Below are 18,932 nucleotides of genomic sequence, written 5' to 3' on the forward strand. Positions count from 1 at the left end.
ATGTCTGCAGGAGGAAGTGGCGGAGGTGCCTCAGAGGCAATTCCCCAGAATAAACTTATCGCTTTCGGAGCAGCAGGCGGACTTATTGCAATTTATTTGAGCTATTTCATGGTACAGTTTGCAGGACCTGCCTTCTCATTCATAGGCGCCCTCGGTGCAATTTGTGCCATCGTATGGGGCTCAGCTGCAGTACGCAGAGTTGCCAGTTATGGACTTGGTACAGGTGTACCTTCCATCGGTATGCTCGCTCTGGGTATGGGAGTGGTGGCAACAATGTTTGGCCTAGCAATCGGAGGTATTGCCGGACCCATAGTTGCATTTGTAACCGCAATGGTTATCGGCCTGGTAATCGGTGCCCTTGCCAACAGAATAATCGGAATGGGCATTCCAATCATGGAACAATCCATGACAGAAATCGCAGGTGCCGGTACGCTGGCCATTGTAGGCCTCAGTACCGCCATGACAGGCACTTTCATGTTTGATGTGGTTCTGACAGAGGTAATCGCTACAGGTTACATCGCATTGATTTTCATCGCTGGAGGTATGGCAATTCTTCATCCGTTCAATGCAAACCTCGGGCCCGATGAAAAACAGGACAGGACCCTTTCCACTGCATTCGAGAAAGGTGCTATTGCAATGATAATGGCCGGTATCGTCTCTGCAGTTTCAGCCGGTGCATCCGCTGCCCCCACAATCGTCATCGGACTGGCCATATGGTATGTTTCGTTCAGCCAGTACAGGAACTATGTTGTCAGGGATGCATATGATGTGGTTGGAACAGGTCTCCTGCCAAAGGAAGAGGAGGAATCGGAATGAGCATGGTACATGTTGCACCTGAAGTACATTTAGTACTGGATCCAATGTCATCCCTGCTTGCAGCAGAACGGGATGATGTGATTCAATATTCCATGGATCCAATAGTTGAAAGAATAGATGATCTTGACAAGATTGCAGATGACCTTGTGAATTCCCTCGCCCCGGACAGGCCACTTCTAAGTTCCTTCCCGGGAAGAGAAAATACCTCATACAGTGCCGGTATCTACAGCAACCTGTTCTATGGCGTCATTGTAGGACTGGTATTCTCAGGAATTCTGGCAATTGTAATCTACATGCTTAGCATGACCGGAGGATTGTAAAATGGCAGAAAAGAGAGAACCAGCACCCGGATGGCCAATCCTCAAGGGAGAATACGAGGTAGGAGATCCGGAAAACTGTGTTGCAGTAATTACCCTGGGTTCACACCTGGAGGGAGGACCCATGCTGGATGCAGGAGCTTCTATTGTTGGCCCCTGTAAAACAGAGAATCTGGGTCTGGAAAAAGTTGTATCCCATATTATTGCAAACCCCAATATCAGGTATCTGGTCGTAACCGGGTCTGAAGTAAAGGGACACATAACCGGTGATGCATTCATAATGCTGCACAAAAACGGTGTCAGTGATAACAGGATCGTGAATGCCAGTGGTGCTATTCCATATGTGGAGAACCTGACCGAAGAAGCTATACAGAGGTATCAGGAACAGGTCGAATGTATCGATCTTATTGGTACTGAAGACATGGGAACTATCACCGGTAAGATAAAGGAACTTGCAGCCAAAGATCCTGGTGCTTTTGATGCAGATCCCCTTGTGGTAGAAGTCGGCGGTGAAGAAGAAGAGGAAGAAGAAGTCGGTGGCCTAAAACCAATGGCATCAGAGTTCTCTGTAATTCGTGGCAGGATACTTGATATCGAAAGGGAAATGGCCAGGATCGGAGAGTTCAATAAATTCCATGCCGGTGTTCACGCAGGCAAGATTGAAGGAATAATGATCGGACTTACCATTACATTGTCCCTGCTTGGCCTGATATTATTCGGGAGGTGAATGATATGGCGGAAGAAGAATATGGAAAAGGCGTGCCAATGGTCATTGAACCAAAAATGGGCGCTATTGATCGAGTGGTCGAAGATATCCGTTACAGGGCCCAGCTGATTTCCAGGAACCAAAAACTTGATTCCGGTGTATCAGCCGCAGGAATAGTCGGTTTCACAATCGGATTTCTTTTTGCACTGATAATGGTAATCATACTACCACTATTGGTATGGCAGGTGATTTAAGATGGCTGACGAACAAGCGAATAACAATATTCCAGCCGTAGTGGTGGACTCGGAGGATTTTGATGAAATACTCAAGAAACTCAATGATATAGACGAGAAAATCGAGTTTGCCAACAGTGAAATCACACAGAAGATAGGCAAGAAAGTAGGAAGGGATATAGGAATACTCTATGGAGCAGTTGCAGGCATATTGATGTTCTTGCTCTATATCTCGATATCACCGATACTTTTCTAAAATAGAGGTAATAACATGTTCAAATTTGATAAGAAGCAGGAAGTATTCGAGGTCGGAAATGTCAAGTTCGGCGGACAACCCGGCCAATACCCAACCATCCTGGTCGGGTCAATGTTCTACAATAGGCACAACATTGTCACTGACGAAGATACAGGAGAATTCGACAGACCAGCAGCAGAAAAACTCTGGGACAACATGCTCGAGATGGCAGAAACTACAGGAAACCCCTGTGCCAACCAGATAGTGGGTGAAACCCCGGAAGCCATCAAAAAGTACATAGACTGGTTTGTTGAGTACGATGAAAAGACTCCGTTCCTGATAGATTCTTCAGCAGGGGACGTCCGTGCTGCAGCAGCTGATTATGTTACAGAGATAGGTGTTGCTGACAGGGCAATCTACAACTCCATCAACGCAAGTATCCACGAAGAAGAGATAGAAGCGGTCAAGAGAAGTGACATTGAAGCATCCATTGTACTTGCATTCAATGCAGTTGACCCCACCCTTAAGGGTAAGATCGAAGTACTCGAAAAGGGTGCATCCGGTCAGACACAGGGTATGCTTGATATCGCCAAAGACTGTGGAATCACAAAACCTCTTGTCGATGTTGCAGCAACTCCCCTTGGTGCCGGTGCCGGTTCATCCATCCGTGCAGTAATTGCTGTAAAGGGCCACTTTGGCCTGCCTGTAGGTGGAGGTTACCACAACATGGCATCCGCATGGGACTGGATGAAGACATACAAGAAACAGTTCGAGACCAAGGAGCAGCGTAAGGCAATCTACATGCCTACAGACATCGGTACAAACCTCGTGCCACAGATCCTCGGGTCCAACTTCCAGCTCTTCGGTCCAATCGAGAACACAAACACCGTGTTCCCGGCAACCGCAATGACCGATATCATCCTTGCAGAAAATGCCAAGGAACTGGGTCTTGAGATCGAAGACGAAAACCACCCAATCAACAAACTGGTCTGATATTTCAGATCGGTTTTACTTTTTCTTTTCTTTTTTAGCACATAAATCTTCTATTACACAAGCCACACAATCCGGATACAGAGGTTTGCACACCGTTTTGCCAAACTGGACAAACAATTCGTTAACTTCTCTCCAGTAAGACAGAGGAATCTGTTTTTGTAACTCAATTTCAGTCTGTTCTGGGGTTGTGGTTTCCACAAGACCGAGCCTGTTTGAGATCCTGTGTACATGAGTATCCACTGCGATTGCTTTTTCCAAAAAAGCATAGGACAGAACACAGTTTGCAGTCTTTCTTCCAACCCCTGGTAATTTGAGTAACTCATCCATGGTAGCAGGGACCTGTGAATCATATTCATCTATAAGTATCTGAGAAATCTCTTTTATCCTGCCGGCTTTCACCCTGTAAAAACCCACATCCCTGATAAGGGTTTCAATACTTTCTATATCTGCTTCCACCATCTGGACTGGAGTGGAATAGTGCTCAAAAAGTCTCCTGGAAGCAATTTCTGTAACTTCATCCCTGGTGCGCTGGGAAAGAACAGTTGATATCAATATGTAGAAAGGATCCCTTTCAGTGGAAAAGTATTCATGGGGATAGAGGGGTTTCAATCTGTCGAATATTTCTTCTGTGTCCATGGATAACCCAATGTTATGCAAAATAATAAGGTTTACCTGATGGAGAATCAGAACCAACAGATACAGGAACACGAACAAGATCACGATTTCCAACTACAAGGAAACAACCGAGGATGTTGTGATAGTGGAACGCCTCTATGGAGACTGGGAAATCACTGAATCATCCCATCCCTACACAAAGCAGGATGCAAACACCATCGAGTTCAAGGTGGAAGTACCTGCCAAGGGAGATGTGGAAGTTACCTATACATCCCTCTACAATTACTGAGCCCAGGGCGCTCAGTCTTTTTTATTTACCAAGTAAATTACAGAAATCCGAACAATCCATTTCATTGAGATCTATACCGACAGCCTCTGCAGAATAGCCCAGTGAGAGGGCCAGTAACTGGGAGTAGTGAATTACGGGGATGCCAAATTCCCTGCCTTTGCCTGCAAGGGATACCTGGCCCGCATCAAACTGCATGTGACAGAAAGGACATGCTTCCACGATGCAATCTACACCTGCCTCTTCAATCTTGCCCAGTTTGTGTTCGGTGATTGCAAGGGCCGTTTCACCCAGGGCTGACCTGACACCGCCACCGGCACCGCAACATTCCATCTTATCGGGATAATCCACACTTGTGCAGCCCAGTGCTTCCACCAGTTCATCAAAAACAGAAGGGCGCTCAACACTGTCAGTAGCCCTGCTTGATGAAGGTTTGAGCATATGACAACCGTAATGAACGGCCACTTTCAGATCCAGGGGCCTGACAATTTTTTCTTTTATTTTTTGCACACCGATTTCAGAATACAGGAATTCGATGATATGGCGTACATCAATGGTACCGTCAAAATGGCGACCTATTTGTGACAGATGGCTGTTGGTCTGCTCTTTCAGGAGAGAGTTGTTTTTCAGTTTGAGATTGGCATCCGCCAGGGACCCATAACAACCGTTACAGATTGTCAGGACATCCCTCTCATCCGTCTCCGACAATGTGATGTTCCTGGAAGCCAGGGCCAGCCAGGTGGGCTCATCGAACGAGCGGAATACACCGGGTGCCGGACAACAGGATGCGCCTTCCAGCTCTTTCCAGTCGATACCCAGATATTCAAGGCAAATCCCTGTGGCTTTTTCGATTCCAGGATAGCGGTTGGGCACAAGACAGCCCAGGAACAGGGATATTTTCATTGCTCCTCACCTCCTGTAATTTCCCCGAAATCACAACTTGCAAGCAGGCGCTTTACGTCTTTCAGGGCATCGGGATGGCTATGGACCGTGGAAGGCAGGGAGTTCAGGCCCAATTGCATGCGTTTTTCTCTGTGAGTGTCATCAATAGGTACAGCATGGCCATGTTCCTGAAGCAGATTGGCCACATGCTTGTGTCGCTCCAGAATCAGTCCTTCATGAGCAGCAATACTTCGCACAGCGAGTATGGCATCCACAATTGCAATACCCCTGGGACACCTCTCCTGACAGTTGTAGCACGTCGTACACATCCAGAGGGTCTCATCGGAAATGGCTGTATGGTCTTTCCCGATTTTGCGCACAAGCCGCCTGACATTCAGACTGGCCTGCCTGCCGGAGGGGCAACTACCACTGCATACGCCACACTGCATACATTTCAGGACATTGAAATCCTCTATAACCTCCTCAATTGAGGGCGTACCTGCCATGATTATATTCACCTACCTGCAAGTAGATTTTCATTTGTTATAAAGATGAGGCATTTCGTTGTGGAAGTTTGTGGGACCGGATTATTTCTGAGGTGCAGCATGGCAGGATTTTTTTCTTTGAGTGCCTGGATGTATCGGGGTGATGTGCTATCTATCATCTCAGGGTTGAGTACCTGTCCGACTTTTCCAATCCGGTCATATTTTTTGACCCTTGAACCCTTTTCCGGAATGGTCATGCCCATTTCCCCGTATTTGTAATATTTCCCGGAATTTCCCCGTACTATTAGATGGTAGGTTTCATTCCAGTACTCTATCATTGAGGAAGAGGTCATTATTTCAATTTCTACAACTTCCCCTTCCTCTATGGCAAAAACCGGGGTTCCTTTTTCTGCATAAAGGTCAATGCCACAGTGGTGGCGGTCTTTTCTGTCTTCCCAGAAACAACCCGATTCACCATCAGCAGGTATATGTACCGGTACTTGAAGGGCGCAGTTTTTTTCATTCCCTGTTTCCATAACCTCCTCCTCCTGGAGTTTTAATTATGAATACATCTCCTTCTTCCACTTCCATTTCATCAGCTGCTGAAAGTTCAATAGTTTGCCCACTTTTCTTTTTTAAGATGTTTTCGCCGGTGCTTGCAGTTTCTCCGCCTGCCATTCCCTTTGGCGGGTATTTCCTGTGGCTTGAAAGAATTGCTGCCTTCATTTTTTTGAGAAAACGTATCCTTCTGATCACGCCATTGCCTCCCTGAAATTTTCCCGCTCCTCCACTACCCCTTCGAATACTGAATTCTTCTATTCTGACAGGAAAACGTAATTCCATTATTTCGGGGTCTGTAATCAGAGAATTAGTCATGTGTGTCTGAACCGCATCTTCTCCATCAAAACCATTGCCTGCTCCTGCCCCTCCGCAGATGGTCTCATAATACTGGAATCTGTCATTGCCGAACGTGAAATTATTCATTGTTCCCTGGGACGGTGCAAGTATACCGAGGGCTCCGTAAAGGCAATCCACGATGTATTGGGAAGTTTCGACATTGCCGGCCACAACAGCTGCAGGATATGAAGGATTAAGCATCGAATTATCGGGAATGATTATCGTAATAGGCCTGAGACAGCCCGAATTAAGCGGAATATCATCCTGCACAAGTGTCCGGAATACATAAAGTACCGCAGCTTTGCAGACTGCAGACGGTGCATTGAAATTGCTTTTTGTTTGAGGTGAAGTGTTTGTAAAATCGATGGTTGCTTTTGTGTTATCCCTGTCAATTCTTAACCTTACTGCAATTTTACTGTCATCATCCAGTGTGTACTCGAAATCTCCATCTTCTAAAATATCAATCACTTTTTCCACTGCCCTTTCGGCATTATCCTGTACATGTTGCATGTATGCAGTAATGGTTTTCAGGGAATAGGTATCAACAAGTTTGCGGAGTTCTTCTATTCCTTTCTGGTTGGCAGCAATCTGTGCTTTGAGATCTGCGATGTTCTGGTCGGGGTTTCGAGGGGGATATGTTGCCTGATTGAAAAGTTCCACAAATTCTTCTTCCCGAAATTTTCCTTGCTCTGTAAGTTTGAATTCTTCAATAAGAACTCCTTCTTCCTCGATCCTCTTGCTTAATGGTGGCATGGAACCTGGAGTAATCCCGCCGATATCCGCATGGTGGCCTCTGGATGCTACATAAAATTGTGGTTTTCCGTTGCTAATAAGCGGGGAAACTGCGGTTATATCGGGCAGATGGGTCCCTCCATGATAGGGGGAATTGAGAATGTAGGTATCACCTTCGCTGAAATCATTCTCATGATTGCGGATTACCTCTTTTACTGCGTCTTCCATGGAGCCCAGGTGTACCGGGATGTGGGGCGCATTTGCAACAAGGTTACCGCTGCCATCAAAGATTGCACAGGAAAAATCCAGTCTCTCCTTAATATTTACCGAATGGGCTGCATTGCGCAACCTGTATCCCATCTGCTCGGCTACTGACATGAAACGGTTATTGAATATCTCAAGCATGACAGGATTGACTTCAGTACCAATATCCGGTCTGGACTTTGTCATCTTTTTTTCCAGTAGCAAATGATTGTGTTCTGTTACGCAAGCCTGCCATTTACGTTCCAGTACAATGGTAGTTGTATCTTCCATGATCAGGGCAGGACCGGTGATCCGATTGCCGGGTTTGAGAACATCCCTTGTGAACAAAGGTATCCGGTGCCATCTCCCTTCCATGTAAACTTCCTTTGAAGATGCAGGTTTCGGGTTTTTATCTGTTAATAAATGGGTGGTTTCTGCAGGTATCTGGTTCTTCCCAATAATTTCCACATAAACAGAATCTACTACCAGTTTTCTATTTTCGCTTACAAAACCAAAACGTTCTATGTGCAGGTTGTGAAACATTTTTGTCATTTCGTCTATAGGGCCATATGGCACATCAAAAGTTGTTTCAGTACCTTCATATTTCAGGCGGACCCTTTCCACGGTTTCGATGTCAATATTCCTGTCACCTGTGGCAAGCATGCGTTCCATTCCTTTTTCAGAAAGGTTCTTTGTAACACCTGTCAGTTCCTTTTCAATCCCTTCTTCAAGATACTTTTCCAGAGCCTTCTCCTCGATTACCCGTCTGTCTGCAAGTCCCATTCCGTAGGCTGACAGTACTCCTGCAAAGGGATGAATCAGTATTTTTTCAATTCCCAGAGAATCAGCTACAAGACCCGCATGTTGGGCTCCTGCACCTCCGAAACAACAGAGAATGTAATCTTCAAGATTATACCCTCTTTTCACCGAAATATGTTTGATGGCATTAGCCATATTTTCCACTGCCACCTTCAGGAAACCTTCGGCAACTTCTTCCGGATTCATGCTTTTGCCGGTTTGCAACTTTATTTCTTCTGCAAGTTCACAAAATTTTTCCACAACAATTTCCCTGTCAAGGGATAAATCCGCATTTTCACCGAAAATGCGGGGAAAATTCTGTGGGCTGATCTTGCCCAGCATTACGTTACAGTCAGTAACGGTAAGTGGCCCTCCTTTCCTGTAACAGGCGGGTCCGGGGTCGGCTCCCGCAGAATCAGGTCCTGCCTGGAACCTGCCATCTTCAAAATGCAGGATTGATCCACCGCCTGCAGCAACAGTATGTATGTTCAGCATTGGAGTGTGCAGATGTGTTCCTGAGATAGTTGATTCAAGGGTTCGTTCCATTTCTCCCCTGTAATGGGCTACATCGGTGGATGTACCTCCCATATCAAAACTGATTACCCGATCAAACCCTGCCATCCTGCAGACTTCTGCTGATCCTACGATACCGCCGGCAGGTCCAGAAAGAATACTGTCTTTGCCCCTGAAACTGTTTCCGTCGACAAGTCCGCCGCTGGATTGCATGAAAAAAAGATCAGTCGAGTTTTTCTGATCATTGAGTTTGTTGCGTACCAGGTTTACATAATGTTCCAGCACCGGGGACAGGTATGCATCCACAACTGTTGTTTCTGCCCGGGCAACCAGCTTGCTTAACGGGCTTGTGCGATGGGATAGGGATATATTGGTATATCCTGCATTATGTGCAATCTTTTCGATTTGCTCTTCGTGAGCAGGATAGCGAAATGAATGCATAAGGGCAACTGCGACAGAGCGGTAACCTTTATGGTAATATTCCATAAGTTTTTCTTTGATGTCCTCACAGTTCAGAGGAGTTACTATTGTTCCGTCAGAGCTGTATCTTTGCCTGACTTCAATAACTTCCTCATAGAGGACTTCGGGTTTTTTTATATCAAGTGCAAATATAGAGGGGCGGTTCTGGTATCCTATTTTCAGGATATCCCTGAACCTTTCCGTTATTACAAGTACTGTAGGCTCTCCCCTGCGCTCAAGCAGTGCATTTGTTCCTACAGTGGTTCCCATACGGATAGATGCAATTTTTTCTGCAGGAAGGGTTTCATCTTTTCCGAGATTCAGGATTTGTCGAATTCCTTCTATAGCAGCATCTTCGTATTGTTCGGGATTGTCGGACAGGAGTTTGTGTGTCAGGAGTTTCCCGTCCGGTTTCAGGGCCACGATATCGGTGAATGTGCCACCTCTGTCGATCCAGAAGTCCCAGGAGTTTGAATTATTTTGCATGTTTTCACAGCGATTATCCTGCAAAATTATTTATATCTGGCTTATAATATTATATCAATGCCATTTTAGGAATTTGATTTACAATTATTTCATTACATAAATTCCATTCAGGCTCTTGATTTTATTATGGTCCCCCTGACAATAGCGGGAAACCTGTTTATATGGTTGTTAATCGCTGCATTTCTATATATATTTAAAGGTAAATCCTATGCAGTCTATTACTTGTCACTTTTGTTCATAATATGGCTGCTTGTTTATTGGATTAAATCATTATTCATGGTCCCCAGGCCAGAAACCGGACGTATCCTTGTGGATGCAGCCGGTTATTCTTTTCCCAGCAGTCACACAGCACTGGCTTTTGGAACTGCCAGTTTTTTGCATCCAGTTTCAGGCAAATCAAGTTATTTATTCTGGATATTTGCCATAATGATGGGTATCAGCCGGATAGTGGTGGGTGTACATTATCCTTCGGATGTTATAGCAGGTGCAATAGCAGGTATTATTCTGGGTTATGCAGGTTTGCTTTTGTATCCTGCATTTGTAAGAAAAGTAAAAAGGTTTAGAATTGATTAAGCCGGGTTTGCCTGCACTGGCATTTTTCCCCGGGAATTTCCAGTGGATATACTTCTGTCAGACATCCCATACATAGATCTTCTTTGTCAAGACCTATGGCTCTGACCAGTCCGTCGATACTTAGATAGCCCAGGGAATCTGCGTTTATGGTATTACAAATATTTTCTACTTTGTTGTTGGCCGCAATTAATTCCTCACGGGTAGCCATATCAATACCCATATAACAGGGGGCAATTATAGCTGGGCTCCCAATTCTGGCGTGTACTTCTCTGGCACCGGAGTCTTTTATCATATTGATGATTCTTCGGGAAGTAGTTCCCCTTACAACACTGTCATCGATGAGTATTACCCTTTTGTCCTCTATGTTTTCTGCAATAGTGTTCATCTTGAGCCTGACGGCTGTTTCCCTCATTTCCTGGCCCGGAAGAATGAAGGTCCTGCCAATATAACGATTTTTCATCAAGCCTTCCTGATACTGGATGCCTGATTCCCTGGTATACCCGACAGCAGAAGTTATGCCCGAGTCAGGCACAGGGGAAATAATGTCTGCTTCTACAGGATGTTCTTTTGCAAGTTCCCTGCCAATACGTTCCCTTACTTTGTAGACGAGCTGCCCATCAATTACAGAATCAGGTCTTGCAAAATAAATATATTCAAAAACACAATGTGCCGCATGTGTGGTATTGTATACCTGATGGCTTTCCACTTGACCATCTTTTAATACAATGACTTCGCCGGGTTTTACATCCCGGATAAGTTTGCCGTTTAATGTATCAATGGCCACACTTTCGGATGCAACTACCAGCCCAAGGTCAGTTTTTCCTATGCAGAGAGGTTTGATTCCAAGGGGGTCCCTGGCGGCTACCAGGAGGTTATCGATCATTATGGCCAGGGAATATGACCCCTTAAGCCTTTTCATTACATTCTTGATAGATTCTACAGGTCCATGCTTTAGCAGTTCCTTGACAAGAAGGTGGGCAACAACTTCGGTGTCAGAATCGGTAATGAAAATCCTGCCTTCTGATTCCAGTTCGTCCCGCAGGTCGCTGCCGTTTATCAGGTTGCCATTATGAGCAATAGCTACAGTACCACTTTTGTAATTCACAATTAGGGGCTGGCAATTTTCTATGCGTGACTGGCCCGTTGTGGAATAGCGGACATGACCGATTCCCACATGGCCTACAAGTTTAACAATGTCTTCCATTGTATAAACTTCCGGGACAAGACCCATCCCTTTCAGCGAATGGGTTGAACCACCATTGTAAACAGTAATGCCGGTGGATTCCTGGCCCCTGTGCTGTAGTGCATAGAGAGAATAGTAAATCTGAAGTGCGGCGGTTTTTGATTGGGATTTTGTATCATCCAGTAAAATCCCTACAACACCGCATTCTTCCTTCATTTGCACCTCAGCAAAAGAATAAGAGTAATCAGTATTTGCACTTGCGCTGCCACTTGTAACTTCTCATACGTGAAGTCTTACCAAATCCGCATGATGTGCACTGTTTGGTATGGATGTTAAGAGATACGCTACCACAACGTCTGCATTTAGCATGTGTACGTTTCTGTCTTTTTCCTCTTGAGGGAGTACCTTTTGACATTATTTATCACCTTGTAATATGGATAGTAGTAATCAGTATTTTGAAGGGTACCATTGATTGCCCTGATTATTCTTATAGGTTACGGAGATACATATACAACATTATCGCCACGGACAACAACGCTGCCAATCTTGCGGACTATTTCTCCTTCCTTGATTTCTTCAGCTTCATCCAGTACCAGATTCATGTGAACGTCATATCCCTGAAGTGTTCCACGAAATTCTCTTGCACCTTTCAATCTTACGATTACGGCTGTGTTTAATGCGTTGTTCAGTATATCCAGAGGTCTGTTTCCCATATTGAATTGCCCCGTAGGTATAAATATTTAAATCTAAGTTACCCATACGAATTTAATTGGGTGTTTGCATGCAATAATGTAAATCTCTCATGGTGCAAATACTATATATAAAGGTATCGCAGATATTCTGCATCAGTCAAAGAAATTATCATCAGGTGGAATTATATGAGCAATACAAAGGTAGCCCTTACGATAGCAGGTTCGGATTCCGGCGGCGGTGCCGGTATAGAAGCAGACATTCGTACCTTTTCGGCACTGGGAATGCATCCCACATGCGCCGTTACATGCATCACCTCCCAGAACACAATGGGACTGCAGGATTCAACGGAGGTGCCTCTATCCCACATATCCTCTCAGATTTATGCGGTATGTACGGATATGGATGTAAAGTGGGCAAAAACAGGAATGCTTTCTTCTCCTGAAATTATCGATGCGGTTGCATCTGAGGTAAAGAAGCATCGTCTTAAACTGGTTGTGGATCCTGTAATGGCTGCCGAGGCCGGAGGCACCTTGCTTGCTGAATCTGCGCTTAATACCCTGAAAGAAACATTGTTGCCTCTGGCTTTTGTTGTAACTCCCAACATATATGAGGCAAAAGCCCTGTCAGGAGTTACGATAAACACCTGGGAAGACGGGCAGAAAGCAGCTCGCAGGATAGCAAAACACGGTGTGGATAATGTAATAATCACAGGAGGCCATTTTGATGCTTCGGATCTTGTCTACGAATCCCACAATGACACATTTACAACAATATCAAGTCGATTTGTTGAAGGGGGAACTCATGGTTCCGGGTGTACCTATTCGGCGGCTTTGCTTGTTTATCTCTCAAATGAATTGAGAGTGCCCGAGGCTGCAAGGTGTGCCAAAAGATTTGTAGAAAATGCCATTTCCAGAAGTACCGATGTTGGAATGGGTGTATCCCCGGTAGATCCGCTTGCTTTTCTGCGTAATTCAGCTGCAAAATACCATACTTTTGTGAATACTACCGAGGCCCTGGATCTCTTGCTTTCGGAAAAGGCTTTTTCAAAACTCATCCCCGAGGTAGGGTGCAATATTGCCATGGCAACTCCCGAGGCGGAAACAATATCCGACGTAGCCGGCGTACACGGTCGTATAACCCGTTCAAAAGGCAGGCCTGTGGCATCAGGGTGTGTTGGGTTTGGTGCCAGTAAACATGTTGGAAGAGTGGTACTTGCTGCTATACATTCCAATCCTGAAATCAGGGCATGCCTGAATGTTAAGTACAGTAAGGAGATACTTGCTGCCTGCAGCCAGATGGGCTTTGGCATTGCTTCCTTTGAACGCAAGGACGAGCCTTCCGATGTGAGTACAATGGATTGGGGCACGGCTTATGCAATAGAAAAATATGGTAAGGTTCCTGAAATCATATATGATGAAGGCGATGTCGGAAAAGAACCCATGATAAGACTGCTTGGCAAGAATGCTACAGATGTGGTGGAGATGGCCCTGCGAATAGTCGAACGAATTAACTGATCGGTTTTGGGTATAGGTATAAGTAAGTACAGATTTATACCTAATATTTGTTATTTCCAGTATTAATGGAGGAATATTGTATCGCAGTAGGGGCCGATGATTTTTATTTGACGATAATCATAGTTATATTGACATTGCTGGTGATCCTGCTGCTCCAGTATCTTTTCAAAAAATCTTTGGTTTTCAAAGGTGACCCTTTCATAAGGAATCTTTTCTTTACCCTTATAACATTCCTGGGTATGATGCTGGTTATATTTTCCCTGCCGATATCCAGTGATTCAAAACAGATCATTGTAAGTGCGATAGGTATTATTGTTGGTGCTACGGTAGCTCTTTCTTCTACCACTTTTGTTTCAAATGGAATGTCCGGTATAATGGTTCGGCTCATCAAGCCATTCAATGTGGGTGATTATATAAGAAGCGGTGAAATCTTTGGCAGAGTGACGGACAAAACCATACTCTACACACGAATTCAGTCAGAAGATCGTGACCTGATCACCGTGCCAAACCTGAAAATAATGTCCAACCCCCTGACTACCATACGCTCGTCGGGAACTATAATCTCTACTAACGTTTCACTGGGTTATGATATATGCCGGCAGGATATTGAAACAGCCCTTCTCAAGGCGGCTGATGAGGCAGGCCTGGAAGATCCTTTCGTACATGTTCTTGAGCTGGGGGATTTCTCCGTCACCTACAAGGTGGGAGGTCTGCTGAAAGAGACTAAAGCCTTGCTAACTGATCGTTCTAATTTTAAGAAGGAAGTGCTGGACTCCCTTCATAGAATGGATATTGAAATTGTATCTCCTACATTCATGAACCAGAGAGTCATGAATAATGGCAAACGATTCATTCCTCCTCTACCGGAAAAAAAGGAGAATGAGGAGGAATTCCGTCCAGATAGGGACTATATTCCTGAAGTATCCACCGAAGAAATTATTTTTGATAAGGCTATAGAAGCTGAAATGCTGGAAAAGGCCAGAAAAACGCTGGAATATTTTGATAATAAAAAGGCAAAAGTGGAAAAACAAATTTCCTGCCTTCCCGAAGAATCTGCCGAAATCCAGCAGAATAATTGGTCTTCTATAAAGGATCGCTTGGGCAACATAGAGCAGATTGTTGAGGCACTGGAAAAAGCCCCGGAACCGGGAGAAATGGAATCATCGCCCGAAGGCCTGCTTCACTCCAAGGTGCTTGAACACCTCAGTTCCATCATGGACAGCATTCTTGAGGATTATAACCAAATGGTGAAAATAATGGAATCCGAGTCCTGTGAGATTGAGGACAAAAAATCTTACGGTTTATCAGAAAGTAAAGAATCTGTCAGTGAAAATGATGTTAATTAAATAACTTATTTAGGATCACTTTTAAATACCAGATTGCTATAGTGACCGGATATGGACGTTGTATCATTCTTTATCTACTCCTTTGTTAGCATCTTCATTATAGTGAGTCCGATCGGAGTAGTCGTAACGTTCATCTCTCTAACAAGCAGCATGACGCAGGAAGAAAAAAACAGTATAGCAACCCGTGCCACCCTTCTTTCCTGTGCGATATGCATTTTCTTTGCCGTTACCGGTCACGGCATCCTCAATGTTTTCGGGATTAGTGTAGATTCCCTGAGGGTGGCTGGTGGAATATTGCTGTTCAAGGTAGCCTTTGATATGCTGCTCTCAAAAGTATCCGGGGAAAGTGTAACTGAAGAGGAAATTCATGAATCCCTCAGCCGTGATGATGTCTGGATATTTCCCATTGCCCTTCCATTGATGACGGGGCCTGCAACAATCACAACCGTAGTCGTGCTTTCAGGTACCTCCCCTTTAATTTCCTATAAACTAGTGGTATTGCTGGCAATTCTGCTGACATTTGGCATATGCTTTGTGACTCTATATTATTCCCGCCGTCTCTATAAATTAATAGGATACACCGGAGCACATGTTATCACCAGACTGCTCGGGCTTTTCCTTGCAGCTCTTGCGGTGGATTTTGTAACTCATGGTGTGTGGAATATATACAGTAACCTTGCAGGAATTACCTGACCGACATTACATCACAGCTGGCATTATGGATCACTCTTTCTGCTACACGTCCCAGCCGGAATGTCCCGTCAGAACCCATGCCCAATGTGCCCATTACAATCAGGTCTACGTTCTTATCGGAGGCAAAATCAAGGACCTCATTTGCAGGTTTGCCTTCGATATGTACTTTTTCGACATCTACGCCCTTATTTTTCCCGAGTTCTTCTACGTAGGAAAGAATATTTTCTGCTTTTTCCTCGAGATGTTTCTTGCGCTCTATTCTCCAGTTCTCGTCGGCAATCTTTGCAAATTCGCGCCACTGGGCCGGAGATATGTGTTCTGGAAGTGAGACCTGCATTGCTGTTTTCCAATCCCTGTGTATTGCTTCCCTGGTCATGCCTACAGGATTCATTTCCATTACATAAAGTGCATATACCTTTGAACCAAACGCATTTGCTAGTTCTATCCCCGATTGCACGGCTTTTCGGGCATTTTCAGAACCGTCGGTAGTTATCAATATAGTGTTATAGACCATTGGTATTCCCCCATAGAAACAAGGGGAGTACTCCAATAAATAGCTAATTCAGCGCAATATTACGGCCATTACATCGCTGACTTCAATAACATCCACTGTCCTGCCTGCAGACGTCACTTCTTTTATTATTTCCACACTTTCAGGTTCCAGACTTATTTTTTCTCCATCAACTTCAATATCAATGGATCCGGATTCCTTCATCTGTGCAACCCGGGATGCATCCATGCTTTTCAGGGTAGTGATGATACTGCCAGCCTGTTTGCGGAATTTTGGTCCGATAATGCCCATGTTGGGTTTCACATCCACAGGCACATGTTCAAATTCGGGTTTTCCTTCTATAACTTCCACCGCGGAATTTGTAGCTCCCTCAAGATCGGTAACATCATCCATTACAGAATATATCTCGATCTTCTTGAGAGGAGCATTCAGAGCCATCCCTGAATCGGATTTATACCTGCGGATACTGCTTGCGAGGTCTTTTATTATTTCACCCTGCTTCTCAGAAGTTTCATCGATCATTTCCCTGTGTGCAGAGGGCCATTTTGTTTGGTGGACGCTGCCTGTAGAAATATGGGAATAAACTTCCTCTGCAAAGAAAGGCGCAAAGGGTGCAAGCATGCGGGTCAGAGTTTCCAGAGTTGTGTGGAGGGTGTAACGAGCTGCTCTCTTTGAAGTTTCATCCTCTCCATATAGTCTGGCTTTAACAAGTTCGATATAGTTGTCTGCAAGGGTTTCCCAGGCAAATCCGCGTATGGATTTGCAGGCTTCGTCGAACTGATAGTTATCCATATTTTTGGTTACTGAAATTATCAGCCTGTTGAGTTTGCTGAGCAGCCAACGATCCACTGTGCCCAGGCTGGATGTGGCAACTTCAGGGATGTCGGGTAACACTTCTTCCAGATGGGACATTGAAAAGCGGAAGATACTCCACATTTTGTTAAAGTATCTGGACCCTGATACCACGTCTTTCCATCTAAACATTACATCAGAACCAGTAGAACCTCCGATTGCAGCCCACTGGCGGAACGCATCCGCACTGTACTGGTCAACGACCTCTTCCGGAGAAATGATGTTGCCCCGGGATTTGCTCATCTTGTGTCCGTCTTCTCCGAGTACCATTCCATTTATCATGATAGAATCCCATGGCTTGGAATCCTGAAGGGCTTTGGAGCGCAGTATGCTGTAAAATGCCCACGTGCGGATAATATCGTGACCCTGGGGTCGCAGCTGTGCAGGTGATCTCATTTCATGATCTGTAAGCCAGCCTGTAACATGCAGGGCTGTCAGGGATGAGTCCATCCAGGTATCCAGTACATCTTCTTCACCTTCAAAATCAGTCGAACCACATTCACAGGATATTGGAGGTTTTGTCTGTGTGGGATCAAGAGGCAACCAGTCCTCTTCTGCAATCAGGGATTTTCCACATTTTTTGCAGTACCACACAGGTATGGGGGTGGCAAAAATACGCTGTCTGGATATACACCAATCCCATTCCATGGTGTTTGTCCAGTTCTCCAGACGTATCTTCATGTAGTCGGGAATCCAGTTGATCTCATTTGCAGTCTCAAGGATTTTATCATTTTCAATTTTGACAAACCATTGCCTTTCAGAAAGGATTTCTATCGGTGTGTTGCAACGCCAGCACATTCCCACATTCTGATCAAGGCTGTCCTGATCGTACAGGTAACCCTGCTCTTTGAGATCCCTAATGATTGCATCCTTGCATTCTGAAGATTTCATTCCTTCATATTTGCCGGCAATACCTGTCATAAAGCCATTCCGGTCAATAGCCTTACGCAGAGGTAGGTTGTGCTCGATCCACCAGCGTACATCCTGTTTGTCACCGAAGGTGCATATCATTACCACACCTGTACCGAATTCCGGATCGACCTCTTTGTCAGCGATTACAGGCACTTCATGGTCAAATAAAGGTACTTTTACATTTTCACCAATGTTTTCTTTATACCTTTCATCATCGGGATTGATTGCCACAGCCACACAGGCAGCCAACAATTCAGGTCTTGTGGTGGCGATTTTGACTTTATCAAAGTTCAAATAGTTCAGTTTTGTGTCCCTTGCTTCATATTCGACTTCCGCAAAGGCAATAGCTGTTTCGCAGCGCGGACACCAGTTCACCGGATGGTCGGCCTGATAAATACGTCCCTGCTTTTGCATCTGGACAAAGGAGCGCTGTGTTTTCACGAAGTATTCGGGTTTCATCGTGATGAATTCATTACTCCAATCCACCGAGAAACCCAGCATGCGCATTGTCTGGCGCATTTTCTCTATATTTCCGATTGTAAGTTCTTCACAGAGCTTCCTGAATTCAGCTCTTGGGACCTGGTTTTTAGTAATGCCATGTATCTCTTCCACCTTCACCTCGGTGGGAAGGCCGTGACAGTCCCATCCCTGTGGGAACATAACATTGAATCCCTGCATGCGTTTGTATCTTGCAACAAAATCGATGTAACACCAGTTAAGGGAATTTCCAATATGGAAATTGCCTGTAGGATAGGGAGGCGGGGTATCTATTATATACTGGGGTTTATTCTCATCTTCCCAATCAAAATGGTACATTGACATGTCCCAGGCATTCTGCCATCTTTTTTCCACTTCTTGGGGGTTATATTCTTTAGGGATCGTCATCAGGACACTCCGATAATTATGATAAATAAGTTTGATATTCAGTACCGGATGGCATAATATGTGTATGTCCGGCA

The 18,932-nt window shown here is 44.9% G+C and carries 21 protein-coding genes; 11 read left to right on the top strand and 10 right to left on the bottom strand.

What is annotated here, in order from left to right; all coding sequences use genetic code 11:
• Genes mtrC through mtrH form a run of 6 tightly spaced genes read left to right on the top strand, consistent with a single transcriptional unit; the run spans position 1 to position 3,300 of the window.
• Positions 1–816 (top strand): tetrahydromethanopterin S-methyltransferase subunit MtrC, encoded by an 816-nt coding sequence (gene mtrC, locus CI957_RS08485; protein ID WP_096712624.1) that lies wholly within the window; start codon positions 1–3, stop codon positions 814–816.
• On the top strand, positions 813–1,136 hold the full coding sequence (locus tag CI957_RS08490) for a tetrahydromethanopterin S-methyltransferase subunit B (protein ID WP_072561311.1): 324 nt from the start codon (positions 813–815) through the stop codon (positions 1,134–1,136). Before mtrC ends, CI957_RS08490 begins: the two co-directional genes overlap by 4 nt.
• A 1-nt stretch (position 1,137) precedes the next feature.
• The gene (gene mtrA / locus CI957_RS08495) at positions 1,138–1,860 is read left to right on the top strand and encodes a tetrahydromethanopterin S-methyltransferase subunit A (RefSeq protein WP_128754643.1); all 723 of its coding nucleotides are present in this window, start codon (positions 1,138–1,140) and stop codon (positions 1,858–1,860) included.
• A 5-nt stretch (positions 1,861–1,865) separates the two neighbouring features.
• A complete protein-coding gene (locus tag CI957_RS08500; protein WP_096712621.1) occupies positions 1,866–2,093 on the top strand; it encodes a tetrahydromethanopterin S-methyltransferase subunit F in 228 nt (75 codons plus the stop codon).
• A gap of 1 nt (position 2,094) precedes the next feature.
• Positions 2,095–2,328: a tetrahydromethanopterin S-methyltransferase subunit MtrG gene (gene mtrG, locus CI957_RS08505; RefSeq protein WP_096712620.1), complete on the top strand. Its 234-nt coding sequence runs from the start codon at positions 2,095–2,097 to the stop codon at positions 2,326–2,328.
• 15 nt (positions 2,329–2,343) lie between these two features.
• Positions 2,344–3,300, top strand: coding sequence for a tetrahydromethanopterin S-methyltransferase subunit H (gene mtrH / locus CI957_RS08510; RefSeq protein WP_096712619.1), 957 nt, complete (start codon positions 2,344–2,346; stop codon positions 3,298–3,300).
• A gap of 15 nt (positions 3,301–3,315) precedes the next feature.
• Here mtrH and nth read toward each other — a convergent pair whose 3' ends face one another.
• Positions 3,316–3,936 carry an endonuclease III gene (gene nth, locus CI957_RS08515; RefSeq protein ID WP_105460731.1) on the bottom strand — a complete coding sequence of 207 codons (621 nt, stop codon included), beginning with the start codon at positions 3,934–3,936 and terminating at the stop codon, positions 3,316–3,318.
• Between the two features lie 118 nt (positions 3,937–4,054).
• On the opposite strand from nth, the gene CI957_RS08520 reads away from it, so the two are divergent.
• On the top strand, positions 4,055–4,204 hold the full coding sequence (locus CI957_RS08520) for a hypothetical protein (protein WP_206631059.1): 150 nt from the start codon (positions 4,055–4,057) through the stop codon (positions 4,202–4,204).
• Positions 4,205–4,225: 21 nt separating this feature from the next.
• Here the strand turns inward: CI957_RS08520 and hdrB are convergent, their stop codons facing one another.
• Genes hdrB through CI957_RS08540 form a run of 4 tightly spaced genes read right to left on the bottom strand, consistent with a single transcriptional unit; the run spans position 4,226 to position 9,696 of the window.
• Positions 4,226–5,104: a CoB--CoM heterodisulfide reductase subunit B gene (gene hdrB, locus CI957_RS08525; RefSeq protein WP_096712617.1), complete on the bottom strand. Its 879-nt coding sequence runs from the start codon at positions 5,102–5,104 to the stop codon at positions 4,226–4,228.
• Positions 5,101–5,589 (bottom strand): CoB--CoM heterodisulfide reductase subunit C, encoded by a 489-nt coding sequence (hdrC, locus tag CI957_RS08530; protein WP_128754644.1) that lies wholly within the window; start codon positions 5,587–5,589, stop codon positions 5,101–5,103. Before hdrC ends, hdrB begins: the two co-directional genes overlap by 4 nt.
• Positions 5,590–5,597: 8 nt before the next feature.
• On the bottom strand, positions 5,598–6,104 hold the full coding sequence (locus CI957_RS08535; protein WP_128754645.1) for a M23 family metallopeptidase: 507 nt from the start codon (positions 6,102–6,104) through the stop codon (positions 5,598–5,600).
• Positions 6,088–9,696, bottom strand: coding sequence for a hydantoinase B/oxoprolinase family protein (locus CI957_RS08540; protein ID WP_128754646.1), 3,609 nt, complete (start codon positions 9,694–9,696; stop codon positions 6,088–6,090). Before CI957_RS08540 ends, CI957_RS08535 begins: the two co-directional genes overlap by 17 nt.
• Positions 9,697–9,822: 126 nt before the next feature.
• Between CI957_RS08540 and CI957_RS08545 the strand changes: the two genes are divergently transcribed.
• Complete coding sequence (locus tag CI957_RS08545) at positions 9,823–10,269, top strand: phosphatase PAP2 family protein (RefSeq protein ID WP_096712612.1); 447 nt, start codon at positions 9,823–9,825, stop codon at positions 10,267–10,269.
• On the opposite strand, the gene purF is transcribed toward CI957_RS08545, so the two are convergent.
• The 3 genes from purF to CI957_RS08560 all read right to left on the bottom strand — a co-directional run bounded on the left by purF (position 10,256) and on the right by CI957_RS08560 (position 12,165).
• Positions 10,256–11,668, bottom strand: coding sequence for an amidophosphoribosyltransferase (gene purF, locus CI957_RS08550; protein ID WP_096712611.1), 1,413 nt, complete (start codon positions 11,666–11,668; stop codon positions 10,256–10,258). The genes CI957_RS08545 and purF overlap by 14 nt on opposite strands.
• Before the next feature lie 28 nt (positions 11,669–11,696).
• Positions 11,697–11,867: a 50S ribosomal protein L37e gene (locus tag CI957_RS08555; protein ID WP_072358969.1), complete on the bottom strand. Its 171-nt coding sequence runs from the start codon at positions 11,865–11,867 to the stop codon at positions 11,697–11,699.
• Between the two features lie 79 nt (positions 11,868–11,946).
• Positions 11,947–12,165, bottom strand: coding sequence for an LSm family protein (locus CI957_RS08560; protein ID WP_072358970.1), 219 nt, complete (start codon positions 12,163–12,165; stop codon positions 11,947–11,949).
• Between the two features lie 165 nt (positions 12,166–12,330).
• Here CI957_RS08560 and thiD point away from each other — a divergent pair, with 165 nt between their 5' ends.
• The 3 genes from thiD (at position 12,331) to CI957_RS08575 (ending at position 15,698) form a co-directional block, all read left to right on the top strand.
• Positions 12,331–13,659 (top strand): bifunctional hydroxymethylpyrimidine kinase/phosphomethylpyrimidine kinase, encoded by a 1,329-nt coding sequence (thiD, locus tag CI957_RS08565; protein ID WP_105460725.1) that lies wholly within the window; start codon positions 12,331–12,333, stop codon positions 13,657–13,659.
• A 65-nt stretch (positions 13,660–13,724) separates the two neighbouring features.
• A complete protein-coding gene (locus CI957_RS08570) occupies positions 13,725–15,005 on the top strand; it encodes a mechanosensitive ion channel family protein (RefSeq protein ID WP_096712609.1) in 1,281 nt (426 codons plus the stop codon).
• Between the two features lie 51 nt (positions 15,006–15,056).
• Positions 15,057–15,698 (top strand): MarC family protein, encoded by a 642-nt coding sequence (locus CI957_RS08575; protein WP_096712608.1) that lies wholly within the window; start codon positions 15,057–15,059, stop codon positions 15,696–15,698.
• Here CI957_RS08575 and CI957_RS08580 read toward each other — a convergent pair.
• On the bottom strand, positions 15,691–16,212 hold the full coding sequence (locus CI957_RS08580) for a universal stress protein (RefSeq protein ID WP_128754647.1): 522 nt from the start codon (positions 16,210–16,212) through the stop codon (positions 15,691–15,693). The genes CI957_RS08575 and CI957_RS08580 overlap by 8 nt on opposite strands.
• Before the next feature lie 48 nt (positions 16,213–16,260).
• Positions 16,261–18,858, bottom strand: a complete 2,598-nt coding sequence (locus CI957_RS08585) for a valine--tRNA ligase (RefSeq protein ID WP_128754648.1) — start codon at positions 18,856–18,858, stop codon at positions 16,261–16,263.
• Between the last annotated feature and the right edge of the window lie 74 nt (positions 18,859–18,932).

The organism is Methanohalophilus sp. WG1-DM (genome assembly GCF_004104135.1).
In the GTDB taxonomy this organism is placed as follows: Archaea; Halobacteriota; Methanosarcinia; order Methanosarcinales; family Methanosarcinaceae; genus Methanohalophilus; species Methanohalophilus euhalobius.